The sequence below is a fragment of the Pseudaminobacter salicylatoxidans genome (assembly GCF_003148475.1).
GTDB classification, from domain to species: Bacteria; Pseudomonadota; Alphaproteobacteria; order Rhizobiales; family Rhizobiaceae; genus Pseudaminobacter; species Pseudaminobacter salicylatoxidans.
Map to the genome: position 1 here is coordinate 39,002 of NZ_QGGG01000016.1, position 19,218 is coordinate 58,219.

The following is a 19,218-nucleotide window of genomic DNA, read 5'->3' on the forward strand; positions in this document are numbered from 1 at the left end:
CGCCCCGCCTCAGCGCGTCACTGGCTTCTTCAGCGTATTCATCAGCGCGCGATGGATCGCTTCGTTGCCGGCCACGATTGTGCCGTCGTCAAGCATGCCGGCGCCGCCGTGCTTGTCGGTGACGAAGCCGCCCGCCTCGCGGATCATCAATATGCCTGCTGCCATGTCCCAGGCAGCCAGCGGCTCTTCCCAGAAACCGTCCATGCGGCCGGCCGCGACATAGGCGAGATCGAGTGAAGCCGAGCCCAGGCGGCGAACGCCGGCGGCCTCACCCATCACGTTGCGCAGCTCGACCAGGAAATTGCCGTGGTGGCCGCGGCCCAGATGCGGAATGCCGGTGCCGATCACGGCATCGGAAAGCTTGGCGCGCGCGGCCACGCGCAGGCGCCGGTCGTTGAGGAAAGCGCCGCCGCCGCGCTCGGCGGTGTAGAGTTCGTCCATCGCCGGATTGTAGATCACGCCGGCGACGAGCTGGCCCTGCCGCTCCAGTGCGATCGAAATGGCGAACACCGGAATGCCGTGCAGGAAATTGGTGGTGCCGTCGAGCGGATCGACGATCCAGCGGTGCTGGTCGTCCTCGCCGGCTACCTCGCCGCGCTCTTCCATCAGGAAGGAATAGCCCGGCCGCGCCCGCGACAGCTCGGTATGGATGATCTCCTCGGCCTTGCGGTCGGCCTGGCTGACATAGTCGCCGGGGCCCTTGAGGGAGACCTGCAGGTTCTGCACCTCGCCGAAATCGCGCGCCAGCGAGCGCCCGGCCTTCATCGCGGCCTGGACCATGACATTGAGGATCGCTGAACGCGCCATTTCAGAAGTCTCCGGAAAGCCCCGCTTAGTCGGCGCGGCGGATATAGGTGATTTCGTTGGTATCGACGATGACACGCTCGCCGGACGCGATGAAGGGCGGCACCAGAACGCGGATGCCATTCTCCAGCACCGCCGGCTTGTAGGACGAAGCGGCCGTCTGACCCTTCACCACCGGGTCGGCTTCGGTGATCGTCAGCGTCACCTGGTCGGGCAGGGCGATGCCGATCGGCTTTTCTTCGTAAAGCTCCACGGTCACCATCATGCCGTCCTGCAGGAAGGCGGCGCGCTCGCCCACGAAATCCTTGTTCAGTTCGAGCTGCTCGTAGCTCTCGGTGTCCATGAACACCAGCGATTCGCCCTGTTCGTAGAGGAAGGAGAAGTCCTTCTGCTCCAGGCGCACCTTTTCGACCGTCTCGGCCGAGCGGAAGCGTTCGTTGAGCTTGGTGCCGTTGATCAGGTTCTTCAGCTCGACCTGATTGTAGGCGCCGCCCTTGCCGGGCTTCACATGGTTCGTCTTGACCGCCACCCACAGACCGCCATCATGCTCGATGACGTTGCCGGGACGGATTTCATTGCCGTTGATCTTGGCCATAGTTTTGCTGTTCCGGAGAAGATTGCCCGCCCAAGCGGCGGTTTCGGCGCCTCCAAGACCATAAAATAGCGTTTGAGGCAAGAGAGACGGGAAAATGCGCGGGAAATCGCGCAGTGCAGGGAAAGCGTCCCGCGCCGTCAGCGCAGCCTGTTTGCCCGCTGCAACGCCTGCTTCAGCTCGTCATCGGTCAGGCCGTCGAGAAAATCGTCCATCTCCGGGTCGGCCAGTCCGGCGCGCCGCGCCAGAATGTACCATGCGGCGGAGCTGATGGAGTCGGGCTCCGTGCCGAAGCCGTTCATATAGAGCTTGGCGAGGCGGTTCTGCGCCGCGACATTGCCGCCGAGTGCGGCGCGCTGCATCCACATGAAGCCGCTTTTTTCGTCGCGCGGGCCGCCGCGTCCGTTGATAAGCCAGGTCGCGAGGTCCAGTTCGGCCGTGTCGAAGCCCTGGCGTGCCGCCAGCGCCAGCCAGTGGCGGGCCTGCGCGTCATCCGGCTTCTTGCCGCCCGCGCCGTTGGCATAGAGCTGCGACATGGCATATTGCGCGTCGGCCACGCCGGCATCGGCGGCGCGCTCGTAATAGACGGCAGCCCTTGCCAGGCCCTGCTCGCCGGGTTCCTCGGAGACGAGAAGCTGCGCGAAGTTGAACTGCGCCAGCCGGTTTCCCGCTTCCGCCGCCGATTGCATCAGCGCATAGGCGGCCTTGTGGTCCTTTTGCACATAGGCGCCGTCGAGCAGCATCAGCGCATACTGGAACTGGGCCTCGGGAACGCCCTGCTCGGCGGCCTTGGCATACCATTTGGCCGCCTCCTTGTCGTCGCGCGCCATGCCCAGTCCGCGCGCCAGGATTTCGGCCACCAGCGTCTGCGCCGAGGCGCTGCCGGCTTCGGCGCGCCGCAGCGCCAGATTGTAGGCGGTCTTGTAGAGTCCGCGCTGGAACGCGCCATAGGCCGGGTCGGTCCTCGCCCCGCCGAAACGGTCGGCGTCGGGCTCGCCATTTTCCGATTTGCCGCCCCCGAAGCGCTGCGGATCGACCATGTCGGTGGGCGCCGGCAGGCGCTTCATGTCGTCCGGCACCGGGGTGGTCGAGGGCAGCGGCTTCATTTCGCGCTGTGTGGCGCTGGTTTCTGGCCCCGACGACTTCGTCTCCTCGGCATGGCCTGCCTGCGGCGCGAGCGTCAATGCCAGCGCAAGATACAGGACCGGGCGAAGGATGTTTTGCGAAGCCGTCACGACCCGTCCCCGTTCAGCCGCCGTAGTCGAAGACCGGTGCGGTCTCGTCCAGAATGGCGTTGGCGCGCTCCACCGCCGCGCGCGGATCGACGCCCTCACCGAAGACCGCGCTCGACAGCGCCACGAACTCGGCGCCGGTTTGCGCAACCGCCTCGACCGAGGCGATGTCGGAACCCGCCATCACGATGCAGGGGATCTCGATCATCTCGGCCCACCAGCGCCCCAGGGTCAGGTTGCGCTGGTGCGGCTCGGGCTTGGTATCGTAGCCGAAACGGCCGAAGAACATGTAGTCGGGCCGCGCTTCGCCGAGGTCGAGCGCGTCGTCGCGGGTCTTGGCGCCGCCCGTGCCGACCATCATTCTGGGCTGATAGTGTTCGACGGCTTCTTCCAGGGCCTCGGGGCCGGTTTCCAGATGGAGGCCGTCAGCCCCGACACGGCCGGCAATGCGGGTGTCTTCGGCGATGATGGCGGCAATGCCTGCTGCCTGCGCCACCGGCACGATGCGTTCGGCGAAAGCCTGGAAGCTCGCTTCGTCACGTCCATGGCCGGGCAGGATCAGCGAGGCGATGTCGCCGCCGGCAATCGCCTGTCGCAGCCGTTCCGCGAATTGCTCCGCCGTTGCCCCTTCGGGGGCGATCAGCACGATGCGGCAGCGATTGGGTGTGGCGGCGTCGGTCATCATGGCGTTCCGTTGATGTGTCCCCATGCAGGGCGATCATGGTTGGATTTGGGCAATAGAGGAAGTCGCCGCCGTTGAACAGCCATCGCGTGCGGCGTGGCCAGCACCTCCAAATGTTTCAAAGGGATAACATTATTTGAGGGTAAAAGATCGAACTCCGCCTTCTTCTGACCGTTACCCCTCCGTAGAGCACGACCCGTATCGGCATGCATTTTCGCGGTGTGCGCAGGGCTGCTCAGTTTCAACACCTGTCAAATTCCAAGGCGGCAATGACAACGACGAGTGTACCTTCCCGGCGGGATACCCGCATCGATGTGTTTCGCGCGCTGGCGCTGCTGACAATCTTCGTCAACCACCTGCCGGGCACGGTCTACGAGCATTTCACGCACAAGAATTTCGGTTTCTCCGATTCGGCCGAAGCCTTCGTGCTGATCTCGGGCATCGCCATCGGGCTTGCTTACGGGGCCAAGTTCACGCCGGGCAACCGCCTGGTGATGGCGCTGAAGGCATGGCGGCGCGCGGGCGTGCTCTATGTCACGCATATGATGACGACGGTGGCGACGCTTGCGATCTTCGCGGGCGCAGCGGTCTATTTCACGCGGCCGGCGCTGTTGAAGATGATCAACATCGAGCCCGTGATGGAGAACACGCCGCGCGCCCTGGTCGGACTCGCCACGCTTGGCCACCAACTCGGCTACAACAACATCCTGTCGATGTATGCGGTCGTGATGATCATGCTGCCGGCTTTCCTGCTGCTGGCCACTGTCAGCCTGCGCCTGACGGTTGTGGTGTCGGGCCTCGTCTGGTTCGTGGCGGGCGTGTGGAAGATCGCGCCGCCCAACTATCCCACCGAGGGCGTCTGGTTCCTCAATCCGCTGTCCTGGCAGTTCCTGTTCGTGATCGGCATGGCGGCGATGATGCATGTCAGGCGCGGCGGCGAGCTGGTGCTGAAACCCTGGCTCTTGGGCGCTGCCGCCGGCTATCTGACGCTGTCGCTGTTGTGGGTGCGCCTGCCGCTCTGGGGCGTCGACATCTCCTTCGGACTGCCGGCGGTTCTGACCGGCTTCGACAAGACCTTCCTGTCGCTGCCGCGCCTGCTGCACGTTCTGGCGATCGCCTATCTCATCGCAGTCGTACCCGCCCTGTCGGAACTGGCGCGCACGCGGCCCGACCATCCGCTCGCAGTGCTCGGCAAGCACTCGCTGCCGGTTTTCGTCGCCGGCACCGTGCTGGCCATGGCCGGCCAGGTGATGAAGACCGTGAGCCCCGGCGGGCTGCTCTACGACACGGTGCTGATGTCGACCGGCATCGCGCTGCAGTTCGCGCTCGCCTATTATCTCGAGTGGCTGCCGAAGATCGGCTGGGGCGGGCGCAAGCCGGCGACAAGCGGGGCGGTGCGTCCGGCCGGGCCGAAACACATGGTCGGCAAGACGCCATCGGTGACTCCGGCGCGCTGACAGGGCGATTGCGCCGGCTTTGGCGTCAGGCGGGAAGCGTGGGCTTCCCGCAACATTTGCGACGGACCCGCTCAATCCTGATGACGAGGGCAAAACCTGCCGCTAAAGTTCCCGGAGACATCGACTTCCGGGAGCTACCGTGCCCAGCATTTATGACAGCGGTCTGGACCGCAATCCTGCCAATCATCAGCCACTGACACCCCTGACCTATCTGGAGCGCGCCGCCGCTACCTATCCGAAGCAGGTCGCCATCATCCACGGCGACAGCCGCGTCACCTATCGGGATTTCTGGCGCCGCTCGCGCCAGCTTGCCTCGGCGCTGGCCGGGCAGGGCATCGGCAAGGGCGATACCGTCACCGTGATGCTTTCCAACACGCCTCCCATGCTTGAGGCGCATTTCGGCGTGCCGATGGTCAAGGCGGTGCTGCATTCGCTCAACACCCGGCTCGATGCGGCCGTCATCGCCTTCCAACTCGACCATGCCGAAAGCCGGATCGTCATCGTCGATCGCGAATTCTCCACCGTCATGAAGGAAGCGCTGGCGCTGGCCAGGGTCAAGCCGCTGGTGATCGACTATGACGATCCCGATTACCCCGACGACGCGCCCTATCCCAAGGGCGAGCGCATCGGCACGCTTGACTACGAGGAATTCGTCTCGGCCGGCGATCCGGAATTCGCCTGGTCGATGCCGGAGGACGAATGGGACGCCATCTCGCTCAACTACACCTCCGGCACCACCGGCAATCCCAAGGGGGTGGTCTACCATCATCGCGGCGCGGCCTTGATGGCCTATTCCAACACCATCCATGCGGGCATGGGCAAATATCCGGTCTATCTGTGGACGCTGCCGATGTTCCACTGCAATGGCTGGTGCTTTCCGTGGACGCTGGCCGTGCAGGCGGGCACGCATGTGTGCCTGCGCTGGGTGCGCTCCGCGGCGATGTACGACGCCATCGCCGATCACGGGGTCACGCATCTGTGCGGCGCGCCGGTCGTCATGTCGCTGCTGATCAATGCAAAGGATGACGAGAAGCGCGAATTTGCGCAGACCGTCACCTTCAACACGGCCGCCGCGCCGCCGCCCGAGGCGGTGCTTTCGGGCATGGCCGAGGCAGGCTTCGCTGTGACCCATCTCTATGGCCTCACCGAAACCTACGGTCCGGCCGTGGTCAATGAGTGGCACGAGGAATGGGATGCGCTGCCGCCCGCCGAGCGCACCACGAAGAAGGCGCGTCAGGGCGTGCGCTATGCCGCCCTCGAAGGGCTGACCGTGAGGGACCCCGAAACCATGGAGCCTACGCCGGCCGATGGTGACACCATTGGCGAGGTGATGTTCCGCGGCAACATCGTCATGAAGGGCTATCTGAAGAACAGGCCGGCCACCGACGAGGCCTTTGCCGGCGGCTGGTTCCATTCCGGCGATCTCGGTGTCATGCATCCGGACGGCTATATCCAGCTCAAGGACCGCTCCAAGGACATCATCATTTCCGGCGGCGAGAACATTTCCTCCATCGAGGTCGAGGACGCGCTTTACAAGCATCCGGCGGTCGCGTCCTGCGGCGTCGTCGCCCGCGCCGACGAGAAGTGGGGTGAGTCGCCGGTCGCCTATGTCGAACTGAAACCCGGCAAGACCGCGACCGAGGACGAGATCCTGGACCATTGCCGCACGCTGCTGGCGCGCTTCAAGGTGCCGAAGATGGTGGTGTTCGCCGAGATTCCTAAGACGTCTACTGGCAAGATCCAGAAGTTTGTCTTGCGGGACATGGCAAAGCGACTGTGATCGCCTGTAAGGATACTTGTATCTGCAATAAACAGACGCACCGACCCCGGTAAATCTGTTTTGCAAATAAAAGTTTCATGTTTGCTTTGTTGGGATTATGCTTTCACCCCGTTATCATTGGGGTGAGGGCGCATTCCGTACGTGAAGCGTCCTCTTTGTCTTGGAGGAGACGACAATGCAGGGCGTGGCAAGAAACTTCTTCCTACTCGCAATCATATACGCGATATGCGGCCTGATGCTTGGGCTGTTCATGGGGATAAGCGGAGATCATACCGAAATGCCCGCGCATGCCCACATCATGGTTGCCGGCTGGCTGATGTCGGCTGTCTTCGCATTCTTCTATCATCTGTTTCCGGTGGCCCGTATGTCGCGGTTGGCACCAGTGCATTTCTGGCTGACCGCGGTCGCGGGCATCGGCCTTGTGGTTTCGCTCTTCTTCCTGCTGGCCGGAAATGGGTCGCTCGAGCCGCTGGTGGGCATATTCTCGATCGGCTTTTTCCTCGCCATGCTGCTGTTTGCATGGATCGCGATTCCGGCGATTCGCCCCGTTGAAACGAAGGCGTCCCCTTTTGAGACAACCGACGCACCCGGCGCGGCTCGTTAACCGGCCGTTAAGCTTAAGGTTATTTAATAAGGGCGTCCAGTTATCTGGATTCTTACCGAGTGGCTGGAGCCACTTCGTTTGACGCCTCCCTGTTAACTCTTGAGAGCCGCTTTTCCAGCGGCTCTTTTTTTCGCGTGTGTGACATGCTTGTTACTGGCGGGCGCCGTTAACCTTCTGTTAAACATATGCTTGCCTTCGGGCCGCCTCGCGCGCATTTTCCACACCTATCGAACTTGGGGCAGGCGACTGGGAGTGCGCGGATGTGGCACCAGAGCAAGCTTGACGGTGGTGCAGAGGCGTGACGATGAATGAGCCTTCGATAGAATGCGGCAACACGATCCGCCTGGCGGAACGGCGTGTGTTCTCGCAATCCTCCTTCAAGCCGCTTTACGACGAGGGTATGGGGCTGGTCGAACAGACCGCTGAGTATCTCGACGGGCAGGGCCGTGCCGACGCCAGGAAGCTGTCGCGGCTGGCGGCCACGCTCTATGCCGCCGAATCCATGCGTCTCACCACGCGCCTCATGCAGGTCGCTTCCTGGCTGCTCTTGCAGCGCGCCGCCAATTCCGGCGAGATGACGCGTGATCAGGTGGCGGCGGAAAAGTCCAAGGTGCGGCTCGACACCGCTTCCGCGCGCGAGGATGCCGCCGGCTGGGGCGAATTGCCCGCGTCCTTCCTCGATCTCGTCAACCGGTCGCTCAGCCTCCAGGCGCTGGTGCGCCGCATGGACGACGAGATTTATGGCGAGCACGCGCACCGTCCCGCCCCGAGCCGCCGCAGCAATCCCGTTTCCGACCAGATCATGCTGCTCAACACGGCTTTCGGCCGCTGAGACATCGGCGGGCAAGCCCGTTCCCGCAGTCTCCGTTTCCGGTTTGTTCACAATTTCCTGACACATGGGTCCGGCGGAGGTACAGTCGCCGGATGAGCCAAGCGATTCGCATTATCGGTATCGACCCGGGGCTTCGGCGCACCGGTTGGGGTGTTGTCGAGACGCTCGGCAATTCGCTGCGCTTCGTGGCGGCGGGCACGGTGCGCTCCGACGACAAGGCGTCGCTGGCCACCCGGCTGTGCCAGCTCCATGACGGGCTTGCCGATGTGCTGCACAGGCAGATGCCCCATGAGGCGGCGGTCGAAATCACCTTCGCCAACAAGGACGCCACCGCAACCATCAAGCTCGGGCAGGCGCGCGGCGTGGCCATGCTGGTGCCGGCCCGCGCGGGCCTGGCCGTTGCCGAATATGCGCCCAACGCCGTCAAGAAGGCGGTGATCGGCGTCGGCCATGGCGACAAGAAGCAGATCCAGATGATGGTGAAGGTGCTGATGCCCAAGGCCGTTTTCGACGGCGCCGATTCGGCGGACGCTCTGGCAATCGCCATCTGCCACGCGCATCACCGCCAGAGCGTGACCTCGCGGCTGGCTGCGCTGGCCGGTTGATCGCCGCCGATGTTCTTGACTTGTTCCGCGTATTCGAATAGGTAATACCACAGAGGTATTACCATGCGCGTCACCGAAAAAGGTCAGGTCACCATTCCGAAGGAAATCCGTGACCGTCTGGGCATTGGTCCGGGCAGCGAGGTCGAGTTCGTGGAGCGCGATTCCGTTGTGGTCCTTGAGAAGCGCGAGGCCTTGCCCAGGCAGGGCGAGCAGACCTTCGAGGAATGGGCTGCGAGCGTGGCGGGAACTTTCGATACCATGGGGATGGACGGAAAGGCCTATGTAGACTGGCTGCGGGGACCGCGTGAAGATCTCGACACTCATTGACACCAATGTGTTGATCGACGTTCTCGGTCCGGCGGAGTTGCAAACACGCCGCTGGTCGCTGGCGGCTCTCAAGCAGACGTCTGCCGAGGGGGCTGTCGTCTTCAGCGCGATTGTCTGGGCCGAACTGTCGAGACCCTCGCTAGGCGAAGAGACGTTGTCACGTGCATTTTCCTGGCTCCAGCCGATCCGCGAGGACTTTCCGTTCAACGCTGCTTTCCCGGCCGGCGCGGCGCATACGCTCTACCGTGTTCGGGGAGGCAAGAGGGAAAGAACCTTGCCCGACTTTTTGATCGGCGCGCATGCAGCGGTGTCGGGGCATCGGCTGTTGACGCACGATGCGGGCCGTTACCGCACCTATTTTCCCAGTCTCAACATATTGAGCCCTGAAACCTATCCCCTGGAGAACGGCTAGATGATCGGCAAGCTCAAGGGCACGGTGGACGAGATCGCCGAGGACCATTGCGTGGTCGATGTCCACGGTGTCGGCTATGTCGCCTTTTGTTCTGTGCGCACATTGGCCACCTTGCCCGGACCGGGCGAGGCGGTGGTGCTGTTCACCGAGACCTATGTGCGCGAGGACATGATCCGGCTCTACGGTTTCCAGAGCGCGCTCGAACGCGAATGGTTCCGGCTGCTGCAGGCCAATGTGCCGGGCGTGGGCGCCAAGGTGGCGCTGGCGGTATTGTCCACGCTGAGCCCGAGCGACCTTGCCAATGCCATTGCGCTGCGCGACATCGCCATGGTCAGCCGCGCGCCGGGCGTGGGCAAGAAGGTGGCCGAGCGCATCGTCACCGAACTGAAGAACAAGGCGCCAGCCTTTGCCGGCGAGGCTTCCGCCACCATCGGCCTCAAGCAGGAGCTGGGCGAAGGCGTCGCCGCCGCGCCGATCGCCGACGCCGTCTCGGCGCTGGTCAATCTCGGCTATTCGCGCGACATCGCCGCCAATGCGGTTTCCGCCGCGCTGAAGACCGCAGGCGAGGAAGCCGATTCGTCAAAGCTCATCCGTCTCGGCCTGAAGGAGCTGGCGCGGTGAGGCCCTGCCGCTTGCCCAGACGATCCCGCCATGCGAGGACGGGCGGATGAACACCGAACCTCGCATCCTTTCGGCCGAAAAGCGCGGCGAAGACGTGGACGCCACGCTGCGCCCGCAAAGCCTGGACGAATTCGTCGGGCAGGCGGCCGCGCGCGCCAATCTGAAAATCTTCATCGAGGCAGCCAAGGGGCGCGGCGAGGCGCTCGACCATGTGTTGTTCGTCGGCCCGCCGGGATTGGGCAAGACCACGCTGGCGCAGATCATGGCGCGCGAGCTCGGCGTCAATTTCCGCTCCACCTCCGGCCCGGTCATCGCCAAGGCAGGCGATCTGGCCGCGCTGCTCACCAATCTGGAAGAGCGCGACGTGCTCTTCATCGACGAAATCCATCGCCTCAGCCCGGCGGTGGAGGAAATCCTCTATCCGGCAATGGAGGATTATCAGCTCGATCTCATCATCGGCGAAGGGCCGGCGGCGCGCTCGGTCAAGATCGACCTTGCAAAATTCACGCTGGTCGCCGCCACCACCCGTCTCGGCCTGCTCACCAACCCGCTGCGCGACCGCTTCGGCATTCCGGTGCGGCTGAATTTCTACACGGTCGAGGAGCTGGAGCTGATCGTGCGGCGTGGCGCGCGCATCCTCGGCCTGCCCATGGGCGATGACGGCGCGGTCGAGATCGCGCGGCGCTCGCGCGGCACGCCGCGCATCGCTGGCCGCCTGCTCCGCCGCGTGCGCGATTTCGCTACCGTTGCAGGTGCAGCTATCGTCGACAGGAAGATCGCCGACGAGGCGCTGTCGCGGCTGGAGGTCGATGCGCTCGGGCTCGATCAGCTCGACCGGCGCTATCTCTCGATGATCGCGATGAACTTCGGTGGCGGCCCGGTCGGTATCGAGACCATCGCGGCCGGCCTGTCGGAACCCCGCGACGCCATCGAGGACATCATCGAGCCCTATCTCATCCAGCAGGGTTTCATCCAGCGCACGCCGCGCGGCCGCGTGCTGACGGCGAACGCCTGGAAGCATCTGGGGCTGGAAGCGCCGAAGGACGTGGCACAGCAGCAGATCAACCTGTTTCAGGAAGAATAAGGTTCGCGCCCTATTCTTCCGGCTTGACGCCTACTGCTTCAACCCGCGCACCACCTCCATCACATCCGGCCCGGCCTTCCTGCCATCGAATTCCTCGACCACGCCGAAGGCGCCGCCATACCCCCAGAGCGCCCATGAAAAGCCGTGGCGTTCGGCGCGCCCGATCACGTCGCGCACATAGGCTGCACGGTCCTTGCCGGGTATCACGAACGGATTGCCGTATTCCTGCCGGATCATGCCGAATTCGCCGAGGAAAATATTTTCGGGGCTGATGCCGTGCGCCTGCGCCCATTTTTCGATTGTGTCGAATGGCGCCTCCATCTGCGCCTGCAGCTTGTCGGCGGTGTCCATGGTGGCGATCTGTTCATCGAGATAGGCGAGCATGCCGGCGCGCCGCGTCCATGGCGCGTCGGTCCGGATTTTTTCGCGGATACGTTCCAGCGCGGCGTCCAGCTCCGCGCGTGACACAGCGTCGGGCGGGAAGGGCAGGCCGGTGACATAGCGGATAAAGTCACCGGACCAGGTCGCGCCCTGATGGGTGAGCAGGAAAGGTTCGTAGGAGTGAAAGGTCCAGATGACGTTGTCGTCGCGGATGGCCGAGGGGTCGATCTTCGCCAGGGCCTCCGCGCTGGCATAGCAGCTTCCGCTCAGCACCAGCGTCAGCCGCGTGGCCGAGGCGCGGGCGGCGGCATAAAGCCTTTGCAGTTTTTCCGGCCACAGATCGGCCTTGCCGTCATCGCAATCGATCACCGGCTCGTTCATCGGCTCGAAGGCCACCAGCGCGGGGTCCTCTTTCGACAGGAGCTGTGCTGTCTGCCGCACCAGTTCCACATAGGCGTCGAACTGGCTGGCGCTGTCCATCACCTCTGCCATGCCCACGGCGCGGCTGCTGCCGGCCGTCGCCAGATGCAGGTCCACAACCACCTTCAGCCCGGCGGCATTGATCATGCGCACGGACTCAAGCACGGACGCCAGCAGCTTTTCCCCCAGTGCCGCGCTGCCTGGCGACAGGAAGGGCGAAGGGTCGACCGGCATGCGCACGAAATCGAAGCCGCCTTCCTTCAGCCGTTCGAGGTCTGCCGCGGCAAGCGTCCTGCGCCATTCGGGAAAGGGCAGGATCACCGTCTCGTCGTTCCAGCGGCTTGCGTCCGGCCAGGTCGTCCAGAGGTCGAGATTGATGCCGCGCTTCATGGTGAAGCTCGCCGCGCCGGCGGCGGTTGCGCCGATCACAAGCGCGGCCAGCAGCGTGGCCTTGAACATGGCCATCAATGATGCCATCCGCATTGTCATCGGATATGCCCCTCTCGACGCGCCCGCATCTGCGCGATACCTGTCAGTTTCGAGCCGAAAAGGAAAGCGCGATGGACGATCATGGTGAACGCGAAAGGCTGTTGGCGGGCATTTCGGGCGAGCTGACGCCGTCGGGCCATCGCCTCATGGCGCGGGTCTACTATGCCGACACGGATTTTTCCGGCGTCGTCTATCATGCCCGCTATCTGGAGTTTCTGGAGCGTGGCCGCTCCGATTTCCTGCGGCTGGCCGGCGTTCACCACACCGAACTTGCCGATGGCAAGCATGGCGAAAAGCTGGTGTGGATCGTGCGGCGCATGGAGATCGATTTCCGCAGCCCCGCCCGCATCGACGACATTCTGACCGTGGACACGCGCACGCAAGACATTTCCGGTGCACGCATCCGCATGGCCCAGCAGTTGAAGCGCGGGCAGGAAGTGCTGGTGGAAGCCAGGGTGGAAGCCGCCATCATCGGCGAGAACGGCCGGCCGCGCCGCTTCCCGCGCGACTGGATCGCGGCCTTCATGCCGCATGGCGAAGGATGATCCGCCGCCACAACAACCTTACAAGCGTGCAGCAAGGAGCCGGGTATGACACCGAAAGCCGTATACTGGGACATGGACGGGACGCTGATCGACAGCGAGCCGCTGCACGAGAAGGCGTTGCGGACGGTGCTAACGAGCCTCGGCATCACCCCGCCGCCGGATCTGCACGACCGCGTCGTCGGCATCGCTGCCGTTCCCGTCTATGAGATGATGCGCGACGAACTCGGCCTGAAACTGTCCTTCGACGACTGGATCCTGCGCAAATATGTCTACTACATGGAGCATGTCGCCTCGCTGAAGCCGCGCGGCGGCGCAGTCGAGGTCTATCGCGACCTGTGGGCGCAGGGCACGCCGCAGGCGGTGGTGTCGAACTCCGACCGGCTGATCGTGGAGGCCAATCTGCGCGTTATCGGCATCGATAGGCCGGGCATGAAGAGCGTCACCCGCAACGATGTACGTCTGGGCAAGCCCGACCCCGAGCCGTTCCTGCGCGCGGCCTGGCTCACCGGTGTCGATCCGGCCGAGACCTTTGTTGTCGAGGACAGCCATGCCGGCGCCACCGCAGGGGTCGCCGCCGGCATGAACACGCTGTTCTGGCCACAGCAGCCGGGCGACGAGGCCCCCGCCGGGGCAATCCTCGTCTCCAGCCTGGAAGAGCTGCGCGGTCATCTCAGGCTGGACTGACTGGAGGGGGCGGCAAGCCGAGCCCGTCAGTTGCGATAGGCCGGCTCCTGCTCGTCGAGGATCGCCTTCAGTTCGGCCAGATGCTGTTCGGCCTGGCCGGGATAATCGTCCAGCTCGCTGGCGGTTTTTTCGGCGACCTCATCGGACAGCGTGCGCAATGGCTGGCCGGTCCACAGTGCCTTGATGTAGGTTTCCGCGGCGCGCTCGAAATAATAGAGCTGGTTGAAGGCCTCGGCGACGGTCTTGCCGATGACCATCACGCCATGGTTGCCCATCACCATCACCCGGACCTTGGGATCGGCGAGAAGTTTCGAGCAGCGCTCGCCTTCTTCCTCGAAGGCGAGGCCGCCATAGTGCGCGTCCACCACATGGCGGTTGAAGAACATCGCCGAGTTCTGGTCGATCGGCGGCAGGCGCGAATCGGCCAGCGAAGCGAGCACCGTGGCGTGAATGGAATGCACATGCAGCGCGCAGCGCGCATGCGGGCAGTTGCGGTGGATGGCGCCATGCAGCCCCCAGGCGGTCGGATCGGGCGCGCCCGGACGGTTCATCGTCTCGGGATCGTTGGCGTCGATCAGCAGCATGTCGCTCGCCTTGATGCGCGAAAAATGCATCTGGTTGGGGTTCATCAGGAACTGCGTGCCGTCGTCGTTGACGGCGAGCGAGAAATGGTTGGCCACCGCCTCGTGCATGTTCAGCCGCGCCGTCCAGCGAAAGGCGCAGGCGAGATCGACGCGCTCCTCATAGAAGGGCAGGTTGCTGCGGGTCTTGGCTGACAGTTGCGCGACGCTCATGGTTCCTCCCCTTGGTCGTCTGGTCTCGGTAGTATCGAGGATGCCCTGCCGGCTGCCCGGCGGCAACCGTATTCGCGCCTGTGGCTCATGCAATGGTGTCGAACAGGCGCAGGATCCAGGAAATCTGGTAGATCAGCGCCGCCGCCACGAACAGCATGTGGAATGTCCTGTTGGTGGTGAAGATCGCAGCGATGCAGAGCACGAGAAAGACCGGCGTGCGGATCAGATATTCGTGGCCGAAATGGGCGAAGTGCTCGCGGCCTTTCAGCAGTGTGTCGATGATGTCGAGCACGAAGGTGGCAGCCAGCAGGCCGAAAAACCACACCCGTCGCGATATGAAGAAATCCTCGTAGCTCTTGTAGTCCAGCATGCTGTCGGGAAACAGCAGCGCGCACATGAGGAACAGCGTCGTCGAATAGAAGATCAGGAAGAGGTATTTGCCGAAGGTCCAGCTATCGATGTGGAACAGGCCGAATTCCCACCACCAGAAATGCACCAGCATCAGGAACACCATGCCGACCCAGGCGAGGTGCACGGGGTAGAGCGCATAGCCGCGTGGATGCTGGACGATGCGCGCGATGCCGGACAGGAGCCGGGTGAGGCCCAGACCCACCACCATGCCCATGACGATACGGATATGCGGAAAAATTTCCGCGGCGCTGTGAGTGGCCTGATCCATGGAAACTGCTACGTCATCAAATGGTTGCTTCCGCAAGGGTAGGGCATGCGCCGCCGCGTGGCAAAGAAAAACCCCGGCGCGAGGATCGCGGCCGGGGTCGGGTGTCAGCCTGGGGCCTCGGCCCTGGCGTCGATGGATCAGGCGGCCGCGGCGACGTCGCCCTTCTTGACGGCTTCGAGAATGTTCTGCGGCGAGGAGACGCCATAGGGGTCGGTCTCGCAATTGTCGGAGTAGCCCTCTTCCTCGAACCACTGCTCGACCACGCCGTCATTGATGACAGCGCCATAGCGCCACGAGCGCATGCCGAAGCCGAGATTGTCCTTGGCCACGAGCATGCCCATCTTGCGGGTGAACTCGCCCGAGCCGTCGGGGATCAGCTTGACGTTCTCGAGGTTCTGCGACTTGCCCCAGGCGTTCATGACGAAGGCGTCGTTGACGGAAATGCAGTAGATCTCGTCCACGCCCTGTTCCTTGAACTCGCCATGCAGCTTCTCGAAGTCGGGGAGCTGGTAGGTTGAGCAGGTCGGGGTGAAGGCACCCGGCAGCGAGAACAGAACGACGCGCTTGCCGCCGAAATAGTCGGCCGAGGTCTTGTCTTCCCAACGGAAGGGATTGGGGCCGCCAACCGACTCGTCGCGGACGCGCGTGCGGAAGGTCACGGAGGGAACTTTTTTCCCGAGCATTGTCAAACTCCTCGAAAAGAATGAAGCAAGCCCGCGCCTTGTTAGGAGGAGCAAGGGGGTCTGCCAATAGGTTTTGTGCAGCGCGAAAATATCAATTGCCTATGGGCTGTCCAGCATTTGCGCCGTGGCATCAGGTCGCGGTCCACAAGCTTTCCGCGACTGGACCAGCAAAGTCCGAACCTAACCGCAGCCCCGGTTTTGCGCCCCTCGAAACGGCAGGCTGCAGGGTGCGCCGGAACCATGGCTGGCGGCTCTCTGGCCGGCTCGAAGTTCCTGCCGGGCGAAATGGTCACGGTCGGGGAACTTGACCCGACCCGCATCCGTTTGGTTCGTTAGGCGCTCAGCCACAGATTGCCAATCGACGATTCATGAGGACCAAGCGATGCTGATTCCGATGACCCGCGACGCGAAATGGATGCATGTCGCCGCGGTGTGTGCTTTTCTTGCCGCCCCGACACCCAACATGGCGCTGAATGCGCAAGGTCTGGAGAGCCAGAAGGCCATCGACACGATCATCGGCTCGGATGTGGAGGAAGAGGAGGTGCGCGCCGCCGACGATTCCGACCGCATCGTGGCGGCGATCGAGAATGCGCTGGCCGCCAGCAGCGATGTACGCAAGACTTCCAGTCTCGAGAAGGTCGACATTGTCTTCCTGCCGGATGCGGCCGATAACGGTCTGCCGCCCCCCATCGATGCCGCGCTGAAGAAGCACGAGAAGGAAGTGGCCGACCTGCGCAAGGAACTGGAAGGCAACGCCATGCTCTTCCACGCCATAGATTCGCGCTCGGTGCTGATGCGCGACGTTCTGGCCGTCGAGTTCGACGGCCAGAAAAGCGTCGTCATCTATGCCGCCGCCAAGCCTTCGAAATGACAGCGTTTGCCGTTTGAGCAAAGTGCGGGTCGGCGGGCTTTCCTCTTCTCCATTCAATGTAAGGGACGGTCGTGAGACATGCGGTTGCCTCGGGGCATTTCGCTTTCTATAGATAAGAGCGGGGCCGCAAGATCGGCCGTGCCGTAACAATGCGGCCGGCCGCATTGAGCGAGCGAAGCGAAAAGCGACGTTTTGACGAGAAACGTTCAAGTCTTGGGAAGGGCCGCATGGCAGATAAGCTTTCGCAGGAAATCATCGACAAGATCAGGGCCCATGCCGACATGGAGGGCGGCGAGGTAACGCCGGAAACGGAACTCAATGCGCTCGGCATTCATTCGCTGGAACTCACCGAGATCATTTTCGATCTTGAGGAGGCCTATGGCATCGAGATCGAGATGAACACGGTGGAAGCCTGGGGCAATCTCAAGAATGTCGGCGACATGGTCGCCGCCGTGCGCGAACTGATCGGCGCCAAAGCCTGAGATGGGCCGCTCGCGCGTCGTCATCACCGGTCTGGGCGGCCTTTGCGGCCTTGGCACCAGCGTTCGGGAAATCTGGGCGGCCATGCGCGCCGGCCGATCGAGCATCGGGGAAATCACCACCGCGCCGCTGCATGAGCTGAAGGTGCGGATCGGTGCGGAAATCAAGGAGCTTCCCGAGCACGGCCTTGAGAAAAAACGCCTCGTCACCATGGATCGCTACAGCCTGATCGCGATCCTCGCCGCCGGCGAGGCGCTGGCGCAGGCTGGCTTGAAGATCGACGAAAACAACGCTTCGCGCATCGGCGCGTCGGTCGGCACCGGTATTTTCGGGGCCGAAACCGTCGAGGAAAATTATCGCGGCCTTTTCATCGAAGGCCGCTCGCGCGCCAATGTCTTTGCCGTGCCGCGCATCATGCCCGGCGCACCTGCCGGACAGGTCAGCATGGAACACGGCCTGCGTGGGCCGGTCTTCGGCGTCACGTCGGCTTGCGCCTCCTCCAACCACGCGATTGCGATCGCCGCCGACCAGCTTCGCCTTGGCCGGGCCGATGTCATGGTCGCCGGCGGCACGGATGCGCCGCTCTCCTATGGCGTGCTCAAGGGCTGGGAGGCGCTGCGCGCGCTGGCGCGCGAGACCTGCCGGCCGTTTTCGGCCGACCGCGACGGGCTGGTGATCGGCGAGGGTGCGGGCATGGCGGTGCTGGAAACCTATGAACACGCCACCGCGCGCGGCGCCACCATCCTGGCCGAACTCGCCGGCTCGGGCATGTCTGCCGACGCCACCGACATCGTCGCGCCCACCGTGGAGGGGCCGGCCGCGGCGATGCGGGCCTGTCTGGCCGATGCCGGGCTGAAGCCGGAGGATGTCGACTACGTCAACGCCCACGGCACCGGCACCAAGGCCAATGACGAGATCGAGACGGCCGCGATCCGGCGCGTATTCGGCGCGCATGCCGACAGGCTTTCGGTCTCCTCCACCAAGTCGATGCATGCCCATTGCATGGGCGCATCGGGCGCGCTGGAGATGATCGCCTGCGTGATGGCCATCCGCGAGGGGCTGGTGCCGCCAACGGCCAATTATCGCGAGAAAGATGCGGCCTGCGACCTCGACATCACGCCCAATGTCGCGCGCGAGCGTAAGGTTCGCGCCGCCATCAGCAATGGTTTCGCCTTTGGCGGCACCAACGCGGTGCTGGCGTTCCGCGCTGCCTGATTCCAGGAGCATGATCCCGAAAAGTGGAAACCGGCTTTCGGAAAAGATCATGCTCAAACAAATAGATAGTGTCTGATGACGATTGGAGGAAACGTCATCGGACACTGGCGCCCTGGCACGGATGCGCGGCGCGACCTACATGAACCGCCCGGGAAGGCGCCTCGGCTGCAGTCCCGGACTTTCCTTCCAGGCATTTCCGGGGACGTTCCATGACCGATCTTTCCACCTTTCCGATCACCAGCCGCTGGCCGGCGAAGCATCCCGACCGGCTGCAGCTTTATTCCTATCCCACGCCTAACGGCGTGAAGGTGTCGATTGCGCTGGAGGAGATCGGCCTCCCCTACGAGGCCCATGCCGTCAATATCGGCAAGGACGAGTCGTGGACCCCGGAGTTCCTGTCCCTCAACCCGAACGGCAAGATCCCGGCGATCCTCGATCCGAACGGCCCGGACGGCAAGCCGCTCGGCATGTTCGAATCCGGCGCGATCCTCGTCTATCTCGCCGACAAGACCGGCAAGCTGGTGCCGGCCGATGCCGCGCGCCGCTACGAGACCATCCAGTGGGTGTTCTTCCAGATGGCCAATGTCGGGCCGATGTTCGGGCAGGTCGGTTTCTTCCACAAATTCGCTGGCCGCAACATCGACGACAAGCGCCCGCTGCAACGCTATCGCGACGAATCCAGGCGCCTCATCGGCGTGCTCGACACGCGGCTGGAAGGCCGCCAGTGGATCATGGACGACGATTTCACCATCGCCGATGTCTCGCTGCTTGGCTGGACGCGCAACCTGATCGGCTTTTATGAAGCGCGTGAGCTGGTCGGTTTCGACAATTTCAAAAACGTCGCCCGCTGGCTGGAGCAGGGGCTGGCACGGCCCGCCGTGCAGCGCGGACTGGAAATCCCGCCACGCGCCTGACCTGAAGCACCGAGCCGGGAAGGTCTTCCCG

Annotated in this window: 23 protein-coding genes; 15 read left to right on the plus strand and 8 right to left on the minus strand. The window is 63.6% G+C overall.

Annotated features, from left to right (window positions below; all coding sequences use genetic code 11):
* Nucleotides 1-9 precede the first annotated feature (9 nt).
* The 4 genes from C7441_RS19320 to C7441_RS19335 form a co-directional block, all read right to left on the minus strand.
* A complete protein-coding gene (locus tag C7441_RS19320) occupies nucleotides 10-807 on the minus strand; it encodes an inositol monophosphatase family protein (protein ID WP_109614274.1) in 798 nt (265 codons plus the stop codon).
* A 25-nt stretch (nucleotides 808-832) separates the two neighbouring features.
* Entirely contained in the window at nucleotides 833-1,399 is a 567-nt protein-coding gene (efp, locus tag C7441_RS19325) for an elongation factor P (protein ID WP_019171998.1), read from the minus strand.
* A 137-nt stretch (nucleotides 1,400-1,536) separates the two neighbouring features.
* Nucleotides 1,537-2,631: a tetratricopeptide repeat protein gene (locus C7441_RS19330; protein WP_109614275.1), complete on the minus strand. Its 1,095-nt coding sequence runs from the start codon at nucleotides 2,629-2,631 to the stop codon at nucleotides 1,537-1,539.
* A gap of 13 nt (nucleotides 2,632-2,644) precedes the next feature.
* Entirely contained in the window at nucleotides 2,645-3,310 is a 666-nt protein-coding gene (locus tag C7441_RS19335) for a thiamine phosphate synthase (RefSeq protein ID WP_109614324.1), read from the minus strand.
* Between the two features lie 269 nt (nucleotides 3,311-3,579).
* Between C7441_RS19335 and C7441_RS19340 the strand changes: the two genes are divergently transcribed.
* The 9 genes from C7441_RS19340 to ruvB all read left to right on the plus strand — a co-directional run bounded on the left by C7441_RS19340 (nucleotide 3,580) and on the right by ruvB (nucleotide 11,032).
* The gene (locus C7441_RS19340) at nucleotides 3,580-4,767 is read left to right on the plus strand and encodes an OpgC family protein (RefSeq protein ID WP_109614276.1); all 1,188 of its coding nucleotides are present in this window, start codon (nucleotides 3,580-3,582) and stop codon (nucleotides 4,765-4,767) included.
* A 139-nt stretch (nucleotides 4,768-4,906) separates the two neighbouring features.
* Nucleotides 4,907-6,547, plus strand: a complete 1,641-nt coding sequence (locus tag C7441_RS19345) for an acyl-CoA synthetase (RefSeq protein WP_109614277.1) — start codon at nucleotides 4,907-4,909, stop codon at nucleotides 6,545-6,547.
* 175 nt (nucleotides 6,548-6,722) lie between these two features.
* Nucleotides 6,723-7,151, plus strand: a complete 429-nt coding sequence (locus C7441_RS19350; RefSeq protein WP_109614325.1) for a hypothetical protein — start codon at nucleotides 6,723-6,725, stop codon at nucleotides 7,149-7,151.
* 304 nt (nucleotides 7,152-7,455) lie between these two features.
* Complete coding sequence (gene rcdA / locus C7441_RS19355) at nucleotides 7,456-7,983, plus strand: protease adaptor protein RcdA (RefSeq protein ID WP_109614278.1); 528 nt, start codon at nucleotides 7,456-7,458, stop codon at nucleotides 7,981-7,983.
* 92 nt (nucleotides 7,984-8,075) lie between these two features.
* Nucleotides 8,076-8,588, plus strand: coding sequence for a crossover junction endodeoxyribonuclease RuvC (gene ruvC, locus C7441_RS19360; protein ID WP_019171992.1), 513 nt, complete (start codon nucleotides 8,076-8,078; stop codon nucleotides 8,586-8,588).
* A 63-nt stretch (nucleotides 8,589-8,651) separates the two neighbouring features.
* Complete coding sequence (locus C7441_RS19365) at nucleotides 8,652-8,915, plus strand: AbrB/MazE/SpoVT family DNA-binding domain-containing protein (protein WP_109614279.1); 264 nt, start codon at nucleotides 8,652-8,654, stop codon at nucleotides 8,913-8,915.
* The gene (locus tag C7441_RS19370; RefSeq protein ID WP_109614280.1) at nucleotides 8,893-9,327 is read left to right on the plus strand and encodes a type II toxin-antitoxin system VapC family toxin; all 435 of its coding nucleotides are present in this window, start codon (nucleotides 8,893-8,895) and stop codon (nucleotides 9,325-9,327) included. The genes C7441_RS19365 and C7441_RS19370 overlap by 23 nt, the downstream gene beginning before the upstream one ends.
* Nucleotides 9,328-9,948 (plus strand): Holliday junction branch migration protein RuvA, encoded by a 621-nt coding sequence (ruvA, locus tag C7441_RS19375; protein WP_019171989.1) that lies wholly within the window; start codon nucleotides 9,328-9,330, stop codon nucleotides 9,946-9,948.
* A gap of 46 nt (nucleotides 9,949-9,994) precedes the next feature.
* A complete protein-coding gene (gene ruvB / locus C7441_RS19380; RefSeq protein ID WP_109614281.1) occupies nucleotides 9,995-11,032 on the plus strand; it encodes a Holliday junction branch migration DNA helicase RuvB in 1,038 nt (345 codons plus the stop codon).
* A gap of 30 nt (nucleotides 11,033-11,062) precedes the next feature.
* Here ruvB and C7441_RS19385 read toward each other — a convergent pair whose 3' ends face one another.
* On the minus strand, nucleotides 11,063-12,298 hold the full coding sequence (locus tag C7441_RS19385; protein WP_109614282.1) for a glycoside hydrolase family 5 protein: 1,236 nt from the start codon (nucleotides 12,296-12,298) through the stop codon (nucleotides 11,063-11,065).
* Between the two features lie 95 nt (nucleotides 12,299-12,393).
* On the opposite strand from C7441_RS19385, the gene ybgC reads away from it, so the two are divergent.
* Nucleotides 12,394-12,867: a tol-pal system-associated acyl-CoA thioesterase gene (gene ybgC / locus C7441_RS19390; protein ID WP_109614326.1), complete on the plus strand. Its 474-nt coding sequence runs from the start codon at nucleotides 12,394-12,396 to the stop codon at nucleotides 12,865-12,867.
* 45 nt (nucleotides 12,868-12,912) lie between these two features.
* Complete coding sequence (locus tag C7441_RS19395) at nucleotides 12,913-13,551, plus strand: HAD family hydrolase (RefSeq protein WP_109614283.1); 639 nt, start codon at nucleotides 12,913-12,915, stop codon at nucleotides 13,549-13,551.
* Nucleotides 13,552-13,577: 26 nt separating this feature from the next.
* On the opposite strand, the gene C7441_RS19400 is transcribed toward C7441_RS19395, so the two are convergent.
* From C7441_RS19400 to C7441_RS19410, 3 genes are all read right to left on the minus strand, one after another.
* Nucleotides 13,578-14,345: a class II aldolase and adducin N-terminal domain-containing protein gene (locus tag C7441_RS19400; protein ID WP_109614284.1), complete on the minus strand. Its 768-nt coding sequence runs from the start codon at nucleotides 14,343-14,345 to the stop codon at nucleotides 13,578-13,580.
* 85 nt (nucleotides 14,346-14,430) lie between these two features.
* The gene (locus C7441_RS19405) at nucleotides 14,431-15,024 is read right to left on the minus strand and encodes a hypothetical protein (RefSeq protein ID WP_109614285.1); all 594 of its coding nucleotides are present in this window, start codon (nucleotides 15,022-15,024) and stop codon (nucleotides 14,431-14,433) included.
* Between the two features lie 137 nt (nucleotides 15,025-15,161).
* Nucleotides 15,162-15,707 (minus strand): peroxiredoxin, encoded by a 546-nt coding sequence (locus tag C7441_RS19410; RefSeq protein WP_019171982.1) that lies wholly within the window; start codon nucleotides 15,705-15,707, stop codon nucleotides 15,162-15,164.
* A 382-nt stretch (nucleotides 15,708-16,089) separates the two neighbouring features.
* On the opposite strand from C7441_RS19410, the gene C7441_RS19415 reads away from it, so the two are divergent.
* From C7441_RS19415 to C7441_RS19430, 4 genes are all read left to right on the plus strand, one after another.
* Nucleotides 16,090-16,578, plus strand: coding sequence for a hypothetical protein (locus C7441_RS19415; RefSeq protein WP_019171981.1), 489 nt, complete (start codon nucleotides 16,090-16,092; stop codon nucleotides 16,576-16,578).
* Nucleotides 16,579-16,805: 227 nt separating this feature from the next.
* The gene (locus tag C7441_RS19420) at nucleotides 16,806-17,060 is read left to right on the plus strand and encodes an acyl carrier protein (protein ID WP_109614286.1); all 255 of its coding nucleotides are present in this window, start codon (nucleotides 16,806-16,808) and stop codon (nucleotides 17,058-17,060) included.
* A 1-nt stretch (nucleotide 17,061) separates the two neighbouring features.
* The gene (locus tag C7441_RS19425) at nucleotides 17,062-18,273 is read left to right on the plus strand and encodes a beta-ketoacyl-[acyl-carrier-protein] synthase family protein (RefSeq protein ID WP_109614287.1); all 1,212 of its coding nucleotides are present in this window, start codon (nucleotides 17,062-17,064) and stop codon (nucleotides 18,271-18,273) included.
* Between the two features lie 209 nt (nucleotides 18,274-18,482).
* Nucleotides 18,483-19,187: a glutathione S-transferase N-terminal domain-containing protein gene (locus C7441_RS19430; RefSeq protein ID WP_109614288.1), complete on the plus strand. Its 705-nt coding sequence runs from the start codon at nucleotides 18,483-18,485 to the stop codon at nucleotides 19,185-19,187.
* Nucleotides 19,188-19,218 lie beyond the last annotated feature (31 nt).